A 16041-nucleotide genomic window follows, 5' to 3' on the forward strand; every position below is an offset into this window, starting at 1 on the left:
CGCCGCGCCCGGACGGGAGCGGCATGGGCCTTTTCGGCATCAGGCGGCAGATTGTCATGTGGCGGGCCGAAAGGTTCCTATCGCCCGGAGGGCAACCTTCCCGCTGCACGCCATGGCGCAGCGGAAAGATCGGAACCGTTGCGGATCAGCCCCAGCGCAGCGGAAGTTCGGTCACCTGGATGATGTTGCCGGTGTTCCAAGGCACGCGGAAACCTTCCTCGATGCGGAACATCGGGATGACCTTCACGAACTCCTCGATCGCGGTCTGCAATTCGCGCCGGGCCAGGTGCTGGCCCAGGCAGCGGTGGATGCTGTGCCCCAGCGTGACGTGCATCGGCTTGCGATCGAGGCGCACTTCCTGCGGGTTTTCATAGGTTTCGGGATCGCGACCGGCGAGCGGGGTGGACATCGAGACGACGTCGCCCGGCAGCAGGGTGTGGCCGTGAAGCTGATGTTCCTTAGTGACGATCCGCTGCGTGGAAACCGCCGCAAACGCGCGGAGCAGTTCCTCCACTGCGACGACGTTCTGTTGCGGCGTGTTTTCGCGCATCGTCTGCTGGTCCTGCGGATTTTCAGCAAGATGGCGGAACTGCAGGCTGAGGTTGGCGGTAACCGTGTCCAACCCGCCGAGGTAGAGGTTGAAGGCGTGGCCGAACACTTCGCGGTCGTTCCACTTGCGGCCGTCCACTTCCAGCGCCATGCACTTGCTGATCAGATCATCGCCGGGGTTCTTGCGCCGCTCCGCGATGGTTTCCATCAGCAGTTCCTTGACCGCGCGCACGCTGGCGGCCTGAATGTCGCGGTCGGTTCCGCGCAGGAGCTGGTTTTCCCATTCGAGAAACTGTGCGAGCCGCTCGACCGGAAGGTCGATCATTTCAAGGAAGATGGTGATCGGAAACAGGATGGCGAAATCCTGCACGAACTCGCATTCGCCCTTGTCCTTGAAGCGGGCGATCAGTTCCTGGGCGCGCCCGCGCACCTTTCCATCCAGCTTCATCATCTGGCTGGGCGAATAGATCGGGTTAAGCGCCGAACGGTAAGCCGAATGGATCGGCGGATCGAGTTCGGTCGGGATGATGTCCCAGTCTTCGCCGATCATCCGCGCAAACCCGGTGTTGCCGCGCTTGTGATAGTTTTCGGTGTCGGCATAGATCTTGCGCAGGTCTTCCGCGCGCCGCACGACCCAGCCGGGCTGGTTGAACGAGACATTATCGGCGAGGAATACCGGCGGTCCGGCATGAATTTCGGGGATGATCGTCTCGTGCGGGTTTTCGTACACGATCTTGCGGTCGAACAGCGCGCAATGGCGCATGTCTCGCGCAGGGGCGGGGCTGGTCGCTAAGTCGTTCATCCGGGCATGCCTTCCATATCATCACAGGTGGCCGAAACTGTCCCCTTGTCATGCGGACCGGCTGCACCTTAATCATGGGCCATGGCATGGCGGCGAAGGGCGCAGTCCTATCCGAAGGTGGGTTCGCGTTGCGCCAATAGGCCAGACCTGTAGCGCCGAGCGGGCACGGCGCCCGCAGCGCTGCCCGATCGCGGACCCCATGGGTCTGACCGGATGGCGGCGTGCAGAATAACGCAGAGAGGGGATGGCATGTCAGGCTCGACAGGAGAGGCGCAGGCTTACGGGTATCGCTGGATCGTGCTGCTGGTCCTTACGCTGGCGCACAGTTGCCATATCATGGACCGCATGGTGGTAAGCATCGTGATGGAGCCGGTGCGCCACGAGTTCGACCTGAACGACACCCAGCTCGGCCTGATCTCCAGCCTTGGCTACGGCCTGTTCTATGGCGCGGCGGTGCTGCCAATGGGCATGCTGATCGACCGCACGGTGCGCAAGAACGCACTGGCCTTCATCCTTGCGCTGTGGAGCGGGATGACCGCGGTGTGCGGTCTGGCGACGAGCTGGATCATGCTTCTGGTGTCGCGCTGCCTTGTGGGCCTTGCCGAATCCGGCGGATCGCCTGCCGGGCTTTCGCTCCTATCGGACTTCTTCCCGCCGCGCGAGCGTTCGACGGCAGTCGGCCTTTGGTACCTTTCCTCGGCGATCGGATCGATCGTGACCTTCATCGTCGGCGGGATGGTCGCGGCGGCCTATGGCTGGCGCATGGCCTTCCTGCTCGCCGGCGTTCCCGGCATGATCATGGCGGTGGTCGTGTTTTTCGTGATCCGTGAACCGGTGCGCGGGGCCAGCGATGGCACGGCGGCCGAACGCGCCGCGCGCCCGGCGCCCGAAAAGCTTGGCTTTGCCCGGTCGCTGGCGGAAATCGGCGCGCGCCCGGCAGCCGTCCACATCCTGCTGGGGGTGCTGCTCACGGCGGCGGCGATCTCGTCCTATTCCACTTGGTCGATCTCGTTCCTTGTCCGCCAGCACAGTCTTTTGCTCTCGCAGGCCGGGTTGACCGTGGGCCTCACTTCCGGCCTGCTGGGCGCGCTGGGGGGAGCCTTCTTCGGCTGGCTGGCCGATCGCAGCAGCCGCCGCGATCCGCGCGCCAATCCGTGGCGTTCGGGGATGATCGCGGCCGGGACGTCGCTTGCCGCCACGTTCCTGGGCATCGCCTCGCTGCTCACCCCGGAGACCGTGGCCGCGTTGACCCTGGTCGCGTGTTATGCGTTCTTTTTCAACAGCTACAACGGCCCGGCCAACGGCCTTCTGCTGATCGTGGTGCCGCCGCAGGTGCGTGGGTTCACCATCGCCCTGCTGCAACTGGGCGCGACGCTGCTTGGCTTTGGCGTTGCCCCGTTCATTGTCGGGCGACTGTCCGATATGATCGGCGGGTCCAACTCGCTCGGCTGGGCGCTGTCGATCATGCTGTTGTGCCACCCGCTGGCGGCGCTGCACTTCGCGCTGGCGGCGCGCCACGTGAGGCGCACGGGCACGGGCCGCAGCGATGGCTCGCAGGACGGACTGCAAGCCGCCACCGCCTGATCGGGGCGGGCGCGACGGCACGCCACGAATAGTTTTGGCGCGAAAGCGAAGGCTTGTTCAGGTGACGGAATCGCCCTGCGTCGCCTATACCTCACGGGCTAATCGCACATAGGGAGTTTATGATAATGGCGCAGGCAATCCGTTCCGTCGGGTTTATCGGGCTGGGCAGCATGGGTGGTTGCCAGGCGCGCGAACTGGCCAAGCTGGCGCTGCCGCTGACCGTGCATGACAAGTTCCCCGCCGCGATGGAACCGTTCCGCGGCAAGGCCACGCTGGCGCCGACGATCGCCGATCTTGGCGGTTGCGACGTTGTTGGCATCTGCGTCCAGGACGACAAGCAGGTGACCGAATGCTGCGACGCGCTGATCCCGGCGATGAAGCCCGGTTCGGTCATCCTCGTCCACAGCACGATCCGCCCTGCCACGGCCAGGGCGCTTGCCGAACGTGCCGCGGCTGTCGGCATCGACCTGATGGACGCAGCCGTGACCCGCACGGAAATGGGCAATGACGGCCCGTTCGTATTCTGCATGCTGGGTGGCGACGAGGCGACGATGACGCGGGTGCAGCCGGTGCTTGATGCCTATTCCACCAATACCATGCTGGTTGGCCCGCTTGGTTCGGCCATGGGCCTGAAGATCTGCAACAATCTGGTTTCGTGGAGCCAGATCATGCTTGGCCTTGAAGCCATGGATCTGGCCGAAGCGGCGGGCGTACCAATCGACAAGCTGATGACCGTGATGCAGCGCAACGGCGTGATGACCCCGCCGATGAACGGCTTCATAGCGTTTCGCAACAATCCGGGTGATCAGACCCGCCGCGATCTCATGGCGGTGCAGGCCGGGATTGGTGAAAAGGATCTGACGCTGGCCCAAGAACTGGGCGAAGCGGTGGGCAAGCCTTCCGCCATCGGCGCCAACGTCAAAGCCTATGTGAAACAGTTCATCCTCGATGTCTGCCGCCGCTGACCCATTTTGCGCCGCGCAGGCGGCTGCAGCGGCATCGTGCCGCGCCGCGTGATCGTGGCCGGCGCGACCGGGGTCACCGGGGCAAGCGCCGTGGCGGCCTTTCTGGCTGCGGGATGGGAGGTTCACGCCACGGCCCGTCGCAGCCCGGCCCGGCCCGTTGCGGGCGCGCGCTATCACCGCACCGATCTGCTTGATCGGGCAGCGTGCGCTGCGCTGCTGCATCAGACCGGGCCGGTCGACGCCGTGGCTTTTTGCGCGATCAACGAAGTGCCCGGCTCGCTGGTCGAAAAGTGGACCGATCCCGGCCAGGTTGAACGCAACCGCGCGATGCTGGTCCATCTGCTCGATGCCGTGTTGGCGACATCGCCCGCGTTCCGGCATATTGCGGTTGTCCATGGCACAAAGGCCTATGGCGTCCATCTTCCGGGCGCGCGGCTTTCCTTGCCCCACCGCGAAGACGATCCGCGCTTGGAGCACGAAAACTTCTACTTCGCGCACGAGGATGAACTGGCCCGCCGCGCGCGCGGGCAGGCCTGGTCGTGGACGATCTTTCGCGCGCCGATCATCCTGGGGGGCGGGATCGGAACGAACCTGAGCAATTTCCTGGCGCTGGGGGTCATCGCCTCGCTGGCGCGGCTGGCCGGGCGGCCATTCGATTTCCTTGCCGGGCCGGACGAAGGGCTGTTCGAGGTGGTCGACGCCGACCTGCTGGGCCGGGCCATGGTCTGGGCGATGGGCGCGGCCAGCGCGCGGGGCGAGATCTTCAACATCGCCAATGGCGACGTGGCCCGGTGGCGCTCGCTCTGGCCCGTCATCGCGCATGCCTGCGGGGCGATGCCGGGTGCCGACCGGCCGGGGCAATCGTGCGTTGCGCTGGCCCGTGCGCTTGCGCCCGAATGGGCCGATGCGGTGGCGCGCCATGGTCTGGCCGCGCCTGCGGACCTTGGCGCGTTCCTGGGGGAATCGTTTGCCCTGCTCGATTTCGCACTGCCTTCGGGCATTGTTAGCGTGATGAGCACGATCAAGTTGCGCAAGGCGGGGTTCCACGAATGTGAAGATACGCCGGAGCGGTTGCGCGCGTGGCTGGCGCGCTGGCAGGCCGAAGGGCTGCTCCCGCCCACCGAATGATAGGTAAGCCTTGCCGCATTGCCGGATAAGCGCCACGGTGGTGCCGTGGCAGCGCATGGGGCGGGGCAGGCCGATCTGGAGCATGGCATGAACGAGGCAACGCCGGGCGTAGCGGCGCCTGCGGCTGGCAGCGAACGCTGGTTCCTGCTGCTGCTGGGTCTGGTCTACATGATGAACTTTGTCGACCGGACGATCATCTCGGTGGCTGGCGAAGCGATCCGCCGCGATCTGGGGCTGACCGACCTGCAACTGGGTCTTCTGGGGGGGCTTGCCTTTTCGCTTTTCTACGCCGCGCTCGGTATCCCGCTCGCGCGGCTGGCGGAACGCCGCAGCCGGGTGGGCATCATCGCTAGCGTTACGGCGATCTGGTCGGTGATGACGGCGCTTTCGGGCGCGGCCGGAAGCTTCGTGCAACTGCTGTTGTGCCGCATGGGCGTGGGCGTGGGCGAAGCCGGGTTCACGCCCGCGCTGGTGTCGATGATTTCTGACCGCTTTCCCGAAGAACGCCGCGCCAGCGCCTTTTCGACCATCGCGGTCTGGGTTTCCATCGGCGGCGCGGTATCGGCAACGCTGGGCGGCTGGGTGGTGCAGAACTTCGGCTGGCGCGCCGCGTTCGTCGTCATGGGCATACCCGGCATCATGCTGGCGGCGCTGCTCAAGCTGACCATTTCCGAACCGCCGCGCCGCAACGCAGGCGATGCAGCGACAACCCCCGGCTTTGGCGCGGTGCTGCGGCGGGTCGGCCGGTCGCCCGCCTTTCTCTATCTGACTGCGGCGAGCGGGCTGGTCGGCATGGTCAGCTTCGGCCTGAACCTGTTCATGATCCCGCTGCTGGTGCGGCGTTACGGGCTGGATATCGCCCAGGCAGGGCTGATTTTCGCCGTATCGCTCAGCCTTGCCATGGTCATTGGCAACTATTCGGGCGGCCGCGCGGCCGACTGGCTGGGGCGGCGCGATGTGGGGTGGTTCGGCCGGGCGCCCGCACTGTTGCTGATGGTGTCGCTGCCGCTTTATCTGCTGGCCATCATGCAGGATGACTGGCGCTGGTTCCTGGTGCTGATGTTCTTTGCGGCAGGCTCGCTCAACGCCTTTCTGCCAGCGATCATGACCGTGACGCAGCGGCTGGTCGAACCGCGCATGCGCGCCTCGGCCGCGGCGCTGCACGCCTTCGGGCAGACCGTGGCGGGCCTTGGCATCGGATCGGTCGCGCTGGGGTGGCTGAGCGACCGGCTTGCCGTGCAAGCCTATGCCGGGGACTATCGCGCCGCATGCGTGAAAGGCATGGCCGACCCGGCCTGCGCGATGGCGGCGGCGGAGGGCCTGCAGCACGCAATGATGGCCGCAGGCGCCGTGCTGATCGGCGCGATCATTTGCTATCTGCGCGCGGCACTGGCCTTGCGGCGCGAAATCCCTTCCAGCCCGGCAATGCCCTGAACTTAAGGGCAGGTGCGGCGCGCGCCTATCCTTGGAAAGGCCCGTCGCGCACGCATGCCGCCCATTGTCCGAGGCAATTGCAAGAGGAAAGTCTGATGGCCAGTTCTACCGCTTCCGTATCCATCGACCGGGCCGATCCGCAGGCGCTGCTCGACGCCGCGCGCGCGCTGGTGCCGCAGGTGATCGCCACGCGCGATGAAGCCAGCCGGCGAGCCGATGTGCTGCCTGAAACGATTGCGGCGATGCAGGCCGCCGGGCTGCTGCGGGCGTTCCAGCCGGCGCGGTGGGGCGGGATGGAGCTTGATCCCCGCCATGTCTTTGCGTTGCAGAACGTCTTTGCCGAACATTGCCTGTCCACCGCCTGGGTGTTCGGGGTGCTTTCGGTGCAGTCGTTCATGCTGGGCCGGATGGACCCGTTGGCGCAGGCCGACGTTTGGGGGGACAATCCCGACACGCTGGTATCGTCATCGTTCGCGCCGGTCGGCAAGGTGACGCCGGTCGATGGCGGTTACCGGATCAGCGGGCGCTTCACCTTTTCCAGCGGCAGCAGCCACGCCGGATGGGCCGTTGTCGGCGGGATGGTGCCGCCCGACGAAGCCCGCCCCGCGCCGCAGATGCGCCTGTTCCTCGTCCCTGCGAGCGATTATCGCATCGACCGGGTGTGGGATACGTTCGGCCTGCGCGCCACCGGCAGCAACGATGTGGTGATCGACGATGCCTTCGTCCCGGCCTACCGCACCTATGCGCCCGACGCCGGGCTGCTGCCGCTTCCGGCCACGTCGGGGCTGACCGAACTTTACCGCCTGCCGTGGCTCTATGTGTTTGCCTCGTCGATCTCCAGCCTGGCGATCGGCGCGGCGCGCGGCGCACTGGCGGCCTTTACCGCGTCCACGCGCGAGCGGCAAGGCGCGTTCGGATCGGGCGCATCGCGCGACAATCCGCGCTTCCTGTCGGTGATCGGGCGTGCAAAGGTCGAAATCGACATGGTGGAGCGCCAGTTCCACGACAATTACGACCGGCTGGCCACAGCGATTTCACGCGACGAAACGCTGCCTATGGACGAAGCCCTGCTCTACCGCGCGCAATTGACCGGCTTCATGCGCCGCCTTGTCCCGCTGGTCGATGAAATGATGCTCCTGCTGGGCGGGCGCGGGATTCAGCGCGACGGGCCGCTGACTCAGCTGTGGCTGGACATGAACGCGGCGCGCGCCCACGCGGGCAACGATCCCGCCGCCGTGCACGCGCAGATGGCGGGCGAAATGCTGAACGCCTGAGCGCGAACCGCACCGCCGCCGATGGGGCGGATAGGTCCAGCCGCCTGTCTGTCGGCCGATGCCCGAAGCATGACGGCCACTGTCTGGCGATGAACGTCAACCATTGGGGCGTGCTGTGCCCATGACCGTTGCTATTGCCGCCCTGGCCGACCGGCTTGCCATTGGCGGTTATCAGGACAGGCTGCGGCGGACGCCTGCCCGATTGGCCCTGAGGCGCCTGCTGCCCGGAACAGCGTCGGCGTCCGGCGGCGGGGGGTGTTCTACTTGCCCAGCAGGTTGAAGATTCCCATGCCTTCCAGCATCAGGCCATAGCCCAGATCGTCGAGCATGTGCCGCTTGATCCGCTGGACCATCGAAACCCGCGAATAGCGCAGCATGAGATCAGGCTTCTGCGCCAGATCGCGCGCTACTTCCCATGCGCGAGCAAGCACTTGGTCCTGCGGAACCACTTCGGCGACGAAGCCGAGCGTGAGAGCTTCTTCGGCCGCAATCTCGTTGCCGGTCAGCAGGAAGTGGCGGGCGCGATTGGGGCCGAGCAGCATCTGCCACCAGACATGGACGCCATCGCCCGGAACGACGCCGCCGGGGGCATGGGCCTTGTCGGCAAAGCTGGCGGTATTGGCGGCGATGACGATATCGGACAAGGTGGCCAGTTCCGCGTGGACGAAGGCGGGGCCGTTGACGGCGGCAATGATCGGGATGTCGATTTCAAGCAGGTTGTTCAGCAGGTCGCGCCCCTCCTTGAAGATGCGGTACCAGGTGCCGGTGTTCATCATCGCAGCGCCGGTGAACGCCACCTTGGCCAGAAACTCCGTACCGGTCCCGGTCAGGATCACGATGCGGTTGCCGCGATCATGGCCGACACGGTAAAAGGCATCGCCAAGTTGTTCGTGCAGGCAGCCGGGGTCGGCTTCCCACACCGCTTCGGCGCCGTCGGTGTGAATTTGCATCTGCAAGATGCCGTCGTGCCGTTCAAAGCGGATGTTGCGATAAACGTCTTGGTAGCTGGCCAGATCGTACATGCGGCGTCTCCGATGGTTGCAACGGGTGCCTCACGGGGTGCGGAAGCACGCCTGCCTTATGACAGGTATCCGGTCGGATACTTCCCCATGGCGAATGTCCGGCTGGGCACACACGCAAGAAGGGCGCCGCCGGAAACCGGTCGGCGCCCTTTTCTGATGCGCTGACAGAACCGCTACAGCGGGGCTGGCCGTGCTATCCGCTCAGAGGCGGGAGATTTCCTTGCGGGTCAGGGTGCTGACCAGGCCGCGATCACTGGCGCTCACGGTTTCGAGCGGCACATAGACCATCTTCATGTCGGCAACGACGGCAACGGTCGAGCCGCGGACGCGTTCGACGCGGCCGATGCGGCGGCCATCGGCCGACCACAGAATTTCGCCGCCCTTGATTTCGAGAGCGGCAGCGGTGGTTGCTTGGGGCGCCGCTGCGGTTTCGGCAGTCTGGGCTGCGGCGGGAACTGCTGCAAGGCCAAGGGCCAGAGCGAGAACGGAATGGATTTTCATGTCTGTCACCAATGTTTCGATACGATGGGTGACGGGGTAGCCCGCCGTCACTGCCGAATAATCATCGCTCATCGAATTGTCGATAGCGATTCGAAAAATAACTTGATGCCCGGTCGACAAGGCCGCAGTGGGGTGCTTGTGCATCGGCACGAGAATGTTCAATCTGCGTCCCGGCGTCGGAAAAGGCGCAAAGGATGGGACGGGGATCGAAAGGGGCGCCCATGATCGCAAATGACGAACCCGCTTCCGGCAGCACGATCGCCGACGGTGCGGTCGCCACGCAGGTTCATCCCGTAAAGCGGTCGGTCGGCCGTCCCCGCCGGTTGACGCTGGACGCTATCGTCGACGCCGCCTGCACGGTGGGGATCGAAGCCCTCGAAATGCACACCGTGGCGCAGACGCTGAACACCGGCGTCGCAACGCTCTATGGCTATGTTCGCGGGCGCGATCACCTGCTCGAACTCGTGGCGGAACGCATGGCGTCGCGGGCGCTGGCGGACAATTACGGCGGCACCTGGCAGGAAGTGCTGCGCGGGCATGCCGCGCTGTGTTTTGCGATGTTCAATTCCCGCCCGGAAATGATCGGCAACCTGATCGGCGGGGAAAAGACCGATCGCGAATTGGCCTATGCCGCCAATATCCTTGCCATGCTGGAAAAGCGGGGCCTGACGCGCACGCAGGCGCTGGATATCTATGTCGAAACCAACCAGGCGGTCATCGGCGCGGCGGTGCTGCTGGTGCGGCGCAAGATCCTTGCCAATGCCGGGGTTGATGAACACGGCAAGGTCATTCCGCTCCCGCCGGGGCTGGGCGACTACCGGCCCACAATCGACCGAATCGTGCGCGATTTCGAAGCGATTCTGGATGACGACCTGAAACGCTCCTAACCGGTCCTGAACCGCCCTTGCCGTACCTTCGGCCCCGCTTCACTGCTCCGGCGCAGGGTTCAGCGCGAAGACATATATCGCATTGCCGTTTGCGGGCTGGTAGATGTTGCCGATCTGGCCGGTCACCACCGACCACGCGCCCAGCGGCCCCGCGGGCACGGCGATGTATTGCGTGCCCCCCGCCGCATAGCTGATCGGAAAGCCGTGCGCCGGCGCGCCGAGGCGCGCCTGCCACAAGACCTTGCCGTTTGCGCTGTCGAGCGCGCGAACATAGCGGTCGGCATCACCGACAAAGACCAGCCCGCCCGCCGTGGTCAGCGCCGCCGCGGTGAACGGGACGCGCTGCTGGTAATCCCACATCTGCTTCAGGGTGCGCACGTCGTAGGCGGCCAGTTTGCCGAAATTGCCTTTGCTGCCGGGCATTTCGATCTTGCCGCCCGGTTCGATGGCGTTGGCGCCGCCAAGCCCGCCGCCACCGATCCTGAACTCCACGTCCGTGCCCTTCATCCCGCCGCACATCTGCAGCAACGGGACGATCAGCGTACCGCGCCGCGAATCATAGGCGCTGGCGGGCCAATCGTGCCCACCGAAGGTGGTGGGGCAGGTGCGCACCACATCGCCGACTTCGGCCTTGAGGATGTCGGGCCGGTAGGTCAGCCGCCCGGTCTTGCGGTCGATCGCCGCCCAGACGTCCTGATAGACGGTTTCGGCCACGTCAATGTAGGCGCCGTTCCTGCGGTCCAGCTTCCACAGCAGCCCGTCCTTGCCCACCGTCAGCAGCACCGGCCGTCCGCCGATGTCGACAAGCACGCGTTCGAACACGTTATCGAGATCGAGCGGATCGCCCGGCATATGCTGGAAATGCCACTTGATCCGCCCCGTGCGCGGATCGAGCGCGAGCGTGGAATTGGTATAGAGCGCCGCATCGCGCGGCGACATGTGGCGGCTGGCCGCGACCCATGGCTTGGCCTGTGCGGTGCCGATGTAGAAGGTATCGAGCGCCGCGTCGTAGCTGCCGGGAATCCAGCCGTCCCCGCCCGCGCGAAACTCCGGCGCAAGGCCGGCCCAGGTATCGCCCCCCGGCTGCCCCGGCTGGGCCACCGTTGCCGTGCGCCACAGTTCCTTGCCGGTGGCCGGATCATACCCGGCGACAAAGCACGGCGTCTTCTTGAAGCGGTCGCACCCGTTGATCCCGCCGACCAGCACGCCGCCCGCGATGATCGGCGAGGCGGTCTGCGTGAACCCTTCGGCCGGATCGGCACGCTGCGTGCGCCACAGTTCCTCGCCGCTGCGCGCGTCGATGGCGACCAGCGCCGCATCCTGCGTAGCGATGAACAGGCTGGTGCCCAGGATCGCCATGTTGCGCACCGGGCCAAGCGCCACCGGCTTGCCATCGCGCGATTCATAGCGGTACTTCCAAATGAAATCGCCCGTCGCCGCATCGAGCGCATGGACCTGTCCGCCGGGCGCAAGCACGAACATCACGCCATCATGGACGATCGGGGTCGGCTCGCTTGTCCCGTCCGGCAGGGCCATGACCCAGGCCAGGCGCAGCCTGCCGACATTGCCGGTGTCGATCTGGGTCAGCGGGCTTTCGCCATGGCCATCGCGGGTGCGCCGCCAGCTCAGCCAATCGCCCGGCGGTGGGCTGGTGAGCATCGCTTCGGTAACGGGGGTGAAGGATTGGACCCGGCGGTTGCGCGGGGCGAAGCTCGCCATGAGCTGGGCAAAGGCGCGGTTTTCGGGAGTATCGGCATTGGCCCCCGCGCCGATCACCGGGGTCTGTTCGCCAGCGGCAGAGGAGATTGCGGGCGGGCTGCCGTCTGCGGCAATGGCAATCGGCGCGCCTCCCGCCAGCGGACGGGAACCCGCGCCATGGCCGTTATGGGCAAGGACGTGCGCGGTCACCGCCACCGCTTCCCGGTCGGTCAGCAGACCGGGGGAGCCGGGCGGCATCATCGCCTTGATATAGGCCGCCAGATCATCACTGCTGCGGAGGCGCCAGGTGGCAAGGAACGCCGGGCCGGTCAGCGCCGGGCCGTGCGAAGACCCGCGCAAGCTGGTATCGTGACAGGCCGCGCAGTGCGTGGCGAAAACCGCCTGCCCGCTTTCGGCCTGGGCCGCGGTGAACGATCCGGTGGCCATGCCCGCGGCAGAGACGTCTTGCGCAGTGATCGCCGATCCCGCGCCCGAAGCAAGCAGGCCTGCTGCCAGTGCCGCGCTGCCCATTGCAGCCAGGCTGCGCCTTGCGTTAACCACCGGCATCTGTTCCCCCGTCTTGCGTTTGGGCAATCACTGCCGCGCCTTGCGCGCATGCGGGCCTGTCGCAAGAGGGGATACGCCCGCCAGCGGTCGGACAAGAGGGGACGCCATGGGAATCTTCACGCATGTCTGCCTTGGCAGCAACGACATCGACCGCGCGCGCGTGTTTTATGACGCCGCGCTGGCGCCGCTGGGTATCGCCAATCTCGGCAGCTTTCAGGACCAGGGCATCGGCTATGGCCGCAAGGTGGCCGAACTGCTGATCCTGCGCCCGCTCGACGGCGGGGTGGCCGCAGCGGGCAATGGCGGCACGGTGAGCTTCAAGGCGCCGGGCCGCGCGGCGGTGCGCGCGTTTCATGCCGCCGGGCTGGCCGCGGGAGGCAGCGATGCAGGCGCACCCGGCCCGCGCGGGGCGGTAAAGGATGCCTATGGCGCGTATTTACGCGATCCCGATGGCAACAAGATCTGCGCCTATTGTTTCGGCACCAACGAATGAACCGCCGCGGCGCGGGCCGCAGCGGTTGCATCATCATTCCGCAGGCGGAAAGGCCGGTCCGGCCCCGCCGCCGGCGGCGCGTTTCAGGATTTTCGATCAGTCTTCCGGGGCGATCGTCACCCGCATGCCGTCCAGCGCGCTGGTGAAGTTGATCTGGCACGAAAGCCGCGAACTGGCGTTGCGGTGGTCCGAACTGTCGAGCAGGTCGTTTTCGTCGGCGCTGATTTCGGGCAACTGGCTGGCAAACTTTTCGTCCACGTAAATGTGGCATGTGGCGCACGAACAGCAGCCGCCGCACAGCGCCAGCAGTTCGTCAACGCCGGCATCGCGGATGATTTCCATGACCGAAACATTGGTATCGGCGTCGATGCTCTGTTCGGAACCGTCGCGCTTGGTGACAATGAGCGTGGGCATTGCTTGAATTACTCCGGAAGTAGTGAAACCTTCGGGCCTGGGATTCCCGGCGGCAGCCTTGGCGGCATCCGGGGCGTGCTGCCCCTGCCTGCCGATAGGGGCGCGGGGCGGTTCGCCGGGTGCGATCAGCCCGCCGCGAGGACGCTGTGAAGCGGCGAAGGCCGGACCGGCCAGCCGCCGGGCGCGCCGGGCGCAACGTAAAGCTCGCGCTCGGTCACCATCATGGTGATGATCGCGCTGCGGTCGACGAACAGGACTTCGTCTTCGGCGATGGCGCGCATTACCGGCGAATCCTCGCCCACCGAGGCCAGATCGGCGGGATCGACCCAGTATTCGGGCATGCCATCAAAATCGCACGCCGAACCTTCCGGCTGATCGCTGCGCGTGACGTGATTCTGGTAGTAGAGCTGGAGAAAGGTGGCCGCATCGTGTTCCACCAGCCCGACCTCGACATGGCGGGTGCGCCAGTGGCGCAGCGCCTGTTCGCGCGAAAGGTCGGCCCGCCGCTTGAGCGTGACCATGATCTTGTTGGGCAAGGGGCGTCGCCCGCAATCGTGAATCAGCAGATCATCGACATGCATCTGCACCGCATCGCCATGCGCGCGGACATCGGCGGCAAAGCGATCCGCGTCCGTGGGGCTGGCGAACCACCCCTCGATGATCGCCGCGTAAGGGGGCGCCCCTTCGGTTCCGGTGCGAATGTCGATCGGCAGTACATCGTTCAGCACCAGCCGTTGCAAACCGGCGATGCCTTGCGCCAGTTTTCCGTTCACGAAGTCGTCCCACCCGCCGGGCGCGGCCACCGGGCGCAACAGGGAAACCAGCTTTACCGGACGTTCCATCTTCCTCTCCCGCAGGGCGATGTCCGTGCAGCGTTGACGCAGCCCGGTCGCCTGCGATCATGGACCCCGCCGCATGCCCGTTCCCCCGTCGCCCGGCAGGTCACGCCCGCCCGGTCTTGCACGACGGCCAAAACCTGCACATTTCTGCATCCGCGCCGATCCGGCGTCGTTTGGGGCCGCAGTGGCCCGGTTCTGCCATGAGGGGTACTATGCACCACGAACCGCTTGACGACGCCGCGCTGGCCCGGCTGTTTACCGAAGCGCGCACTTACAATAGCTGGTCCGGCCGCGCGGTGGACGAAGCCATGATGCGCAAACTTTATGCACTGGTATCGCAGGGGCCGACCACGGCCAATTCGCACCCCGGCCGCTTCGTGTTCATCCGCAGCGCACAGGCGCACGAGCGGCTGCGCCCGCACCTGAGCGAAGGCAATATCGAAAAGACCATGGCCGCACCGTGCTGCGTCATTGTCGCCTACGACACGCGCTTTTACGAATACATGCCGCAACTGTTTCCGGGCCGCGATTTTTCGGCGACCTTTGCCGGCAAGGATGCTGTCATTGCCGATACCGCCACGCGCAGTTCGACGCTGGCGGGCGCCTATCTGATCCTTGCCGCGCGGGCGCTGGGGCTCGATGCCGGGCCGATGTCGGGCTTCAACAAGGAAACGCTGGACGCCGATTTCTTTCCCGACGGCCGCTGGAAGTCCAACTTCCTGTGCAACATCGGCTATGGCACGCCGGACAAGCTGTTTCCTCGAAACCCGCGCCTTGCCTTCGAACAGGCGTGTATCGACCTGTAAAGGCGCGAAACCGCGATGCGGCGCGCAGAACGATAGCGTTTACCCGCCAAAAGAAGGGTGGCGCGCCGGGGCGCTCTTCATCTAGAGGCCAGCCATACCTGGTTGGACAAGGAGCTTCTTAATGCGGTTCGTTCGATACGATGATGGCGGCACGGCCCGTCTTGGTCTGGTTCGGGGTGAAGCGATCGTGACGCTCGCGCCGATTGCCGATCGTTACCCCACCATGCTTTCAATCATCGAAGGCGGCGATACAGCGCTTGCCGCGGCGCGTGGCGTGCTGGATACTGGCGCTGATGCGCTGGCGCTCAAGGATGCCAAGCTGCTGGCCCCGATCGAGCGGCCCAGCAAGTTCATGGCCATCGGCATGAACTATGCCAAGCATCTTGAAGAGGCCGACCGGCTCGGCGTGCCGCGCGCCGCCAACCAGGTGTGGTTCAACAAGCAGACCACCTGCATCGCAGGTCCGTACGACGCGATTGATCCCGGCGTGACTGAAAAGCTCGACTACGAAGTCGAACTGGGCGTCGTGATCGGCAAGTCGGCGAAGAAGGTCGGCCAAGCTGACGCCAAAGGCTATGTCTTCGGTTATTTCGTGATGAACGACGTTTCCGCGCGCGACTGGCAGTGGCATTCGAACACGATGACAATGGGCAAGTCGTTCGACACGCACGGCCCGATGGGTCCGTGGATCGTCACCGCCGATGAAGTGCCCGATCCCCATGCGCTGGACTTGCGCTGCTACGTCAACGGCGAACTGCGTCAGTCGAACAACACTGGCGGCATGATCGCCAACGTGTGGTCGCAGATCTCCTATCTGTCGACCGCCTTCACCCTGCTGCCCGGCGATCTGATCGCCACCGGTACGCCCGAAGGCGTCGCGGCGGCGATGGAGAACCCCGTGTTCCTCAAGCCCGGCGATGTCGTGCGCTGCGAAATCGACGGTATCGGTGCGATCGAGAACAAGGTCATCGCACCCGCCTGATCGCCCTTGCGCCCCTTGCCGGTCGCGCGCCGGGAAGGGGCGGGGCGCCAGATGCACAAAAAATGGCCCCGCATATGTCGTGTATGCGGGGCCTTT

General features: G+C 65.6%; 15 protein-coding genes. 9 read left to right on the forward strand and 6 right to left on the reverse strand.

Annotated elements, in window-relative coordinates; all coding sequences use genetic code 11:
- Positions 1-145: 145 nt before the first annotated feature.
- A complete protein-coding gene (locus GGR44_RS09305) occupies positions 146-1351 on the reverse strand; it encodes a cytochrome P450 (protein WP_183955321.1) in 1206 nt (401 codons plus the stop codon).
- Between the two features lie 249 nt (positions 1352-1600).
- On the opposite strand from GGR44_RS09305, the gene GGR44_RS09310 reads away from it, so the two are divergent.
- From GGR44_RS09310 to GGR44_RS09330, 5 genes are all read left to right on the forward strand, one after another.
- Complete coding sequence (locus GGR44_RS09310) at positions 1601-2935, forward strand: spinster family MFS transporter (RefSeq protein WP_183955322.1); 1335 nt, start codon at positions 1601-1603, stop codon at positions 2933-2935.
- A gap of 125 nt (positions 2936-3060) precedes the next feature.
- A complete protein-coding gene (locus tag GGR44_RS09315) occupies positions 3061-3900 on the forward strand; it encodes an NAD(P)-dependent oxidoreductase (protein ID WP_183955323.1) in 840 nt (279 codons plus the stop codon).
- Positions 3901-3936: 36 nt separating this feature from the next.
- Entirely contained in the window at positions 3937-5028 is a 1092-nt protein-coding gene (locus tag GGR44_RS09320) for an NAD-dependent epimerase/dehydratase family protein (RefSeq protein WP_183955324.1), read from the forward strand.
- Between the two features lie 45 nt (positions 5029-5073).
- Complete coding sequence (locus tag GGR44_RS09325; protein ID WP_343052319.1) at positions 5074-6462, forward strand: spinster family MFS transporter; 1389 nt, start codon at positions 5074-5076, stop codon at positions 6460-6462.
- Between the two features lie 95 nt (positions 6463-6557).
- Positions 6558-7736, forward strand: coding sequence for an acyl-CoA dehydrogenase family protein (locus tag GGR44_RS09330; RefSeq protein ID WP_183955325.1), 1179 nt, complete (start codon positions 6558-6560; stop codon positions 7734-7736).
- 260 nt (positions 7737-7996) lie between these two features.
- Here GGR44_RS09330 and GGR44_RS09335 read toward each other — a convergent pair whose 3' ends face one another.
- On the reverse strand, positions 7997-8758 hold the full coding sequence (locus tag GGR44_RS09335) for an enoyl-CoA hydratase/isomerase family protein (protein ID WP_183955326.1): 762 nt from the start codon (positions 8756-8758) through the stop codon (positions 7997-7999).
- 201 nt (positions 8759-8959) lie between these two features.
- A complete protein-coding gene (locus GGR44_RS09340) occupies positions 8960-9421 on the reverse strand; it encodes a hypothetical protein (protein WP_183955327.1) in 462 nt (153 codons plus the stop codon).
- A 59-nt stretch (positions 9422-9480) separates the two neighbouring features.
- Here GGR44_RS09340 and GGR44_RS09345 point away from each other — a divergent pair, with 59 nt between their 5' ends.
- Positions 9481-10146 carry a TetR family transcriptional regulator gene (locus tag GGR44_RS09345; protein WP_183955328.1) on the forward strand — a complete coding sequence of 222 codons (666 nt, stop codon included), beginning with the start codon at positions 9481-9483 and terminating at the stop codon, positions 10144-10146.
- A gap of 39 nt (positions 10147-10185) precedes the next feature.
- Here GGR44_RS09345 and GGR44_RS09350 read toward each other — a convergent pair whose 3' ends face one another.
- A complete protein-coding gene (locus GGR44_RS09350) occupies positions 10186-12438 on the reverse strand; it encodes an outer membrane protein assembly factor BamB family protein (RefSeq protein ID WP_183955329.1) in 2253 nt (750 codons plus the stop codon).
- Positions 12439-12517: 79 nt separating this feature from the next.
- Between GGR44_RS09350 and GGR44_RS09355 the strand changes: the two genes are divergently transcribed.
- Positions 12518-12904: a VOC family protein gene (locus GGR44_RS09355; RefSeq protein WP_183955330.1), complete on the forward strand. Its 387-nt coding sequence runs from the start codon at positions 12518-12520 to the stop codon at positions 12902-12904.
- Positions 12905-13000: 96 nt separating this feature from the next.
- Here GGR44_RS09355 and GGR44_RS09360 read toward each other — a convergent pair whose 3' ends face one another.
- Positions 13001-13318, reverse strand: coding sequence for a 2Fe-2S iron-sulfur cluster-binding protein (locus GGR44_RS09360; RefSeq protein WP_183955331.1), 318 nt, complete (start codon positions 13316-13318; stop codon positions 13001-13003).
- 125 nt (positions 13319-13443) lie between these two features.
- Positions 13444-14160: an EthD family reductase gene (locus GGR44_RS09365; RefSeq protein ID WP_183955332.1), complete on the reverse strand. Its 717-nt coding sequence runs from the start codon at positions 14158-14160 to the stop codon at positions 13444-13446.
- 209 nt (positions 14161-14369) lie between these two features.
- Here GGR44_RS09365 and GGR44_RS09370 point away from each other — a divergent pair, with 209 nt between their 5' ends.
- Both GGR44_RS09370 and GGR44_RS09375 read left to right on the forward strand, forming a co-directional pair.
- A complete protein-coding gene (locus GGR44_RS09370; protein ID WP_183955333.1) occupies positions 14370-14963 on the forward strand; it encodes a malonic semialdehyde reductase in 594 nt (197 codons plus the stop codon).
- Positions 14964-15084: 121 nt separating this feature from the next.
- Positions 15085-15945, forward strand: a complete 861-nt coding sequence (locus GGR44_RS09375) for a fumarylacetoacetate hydrolase family protein (RefSeq protein ID WP_183955334.1) — start codon at positions 15085-15087, stop codon at positions 15943-15945.
- The last annotated feature ends 96 nt before the right edge of the window (positions 15946-16041 follow it).

It is taken from the genome of Sphingobium fontiphilum, assembly GCF_014196635.1.
GTDB lineage: Bacteria > Pseudomonadota > Alphaproteobacteria > Sphingomonadales > Sphingomonadaceae > Sphingobium > Sphingobium fontiphilum.

Excerpts from the sequence above, each read along its gene's own strand:
- GGR44_RS09335 (WP_183955326.1), bottom strand. The coding sequence starts at position 8,758 with ATGTACGATCTGGCCAGCTACCAAGACGTTTATCGCAACATCCGCTTT.
- GGR44_RS09330 (WP_183955325.1), top strand. The coding sequence starts at position 6,558 with ATGGCCAGTTCTACCGCTTCCGTATCCATCGACCGGGCCGATCCGCAG.
- GGR44_RS09310 (WP_183955322.1), top strand. The coding sequence starts at position 1,601 with ATGTCAGGCTCGACAGGAGAGGCGCAGGCTTACGGGTATCGCTGGATC.
- GGR44_RS09345 (WP_183955328.1), top strand. The coding sequence starts at position 9,481 with ATGATCGCAAATGACGAACCCGCTTCCGGCAGCACGATCGCCGACGGT.
- GGR44_RS09370 (WP_183955333.1), top strand. The coding sequence starts at position 14,370 with ATGCACCACGAACCGCTTGACGACGCCGCGCTGGCCCGGCTGTTTACC.
- GGR44_RS09305 (WP_183955321.1), bottom strand. The coding sequence starts at position 1,351 with ATGAACGACTTAGCGACCAGCCCCGCCCCTGCGCGAGACATGCGCCAT.
- GGR44_RS09355 (WP_183955330.1), top strand. The coding sequence starts at position 12,518 with ATGGGAATCTTCACGCATGTCTGCCTTGGCAGCAACGACATCGACCGC.
- GGR44_RS09365 (WP_183955332.1), bottom strand. The coding sequence starts at position 14,160 with ATGGAACGTCCGGTAAAGCTGGTTTCCCTGTTGCGCCCGGTGGCCGCG.
- GGR44_RS09375 (WP_183955334.1), top strand. The coding sequence starts at position 15,085 with ATGCGGTTCGTTCGATACGATGATGGCGGCACGGCCCGTCTTGGTCTG.
- GGR44_RS09360 (WP_183955331.1), bottom strand. The coding sequence starts at position 13,318 with ATGCCCACGCTCATTGTCACCAAGCGCGACGGTTCCGAACAGAGCATC.
- GGR44_RS09315 (WP_183955323.1), top strand. The coding sequence starts at position 3,061 with ATGGCGCAGGCAATCCGTTCCGTCGGGTTTATCGGGCTGGGCAGCATG.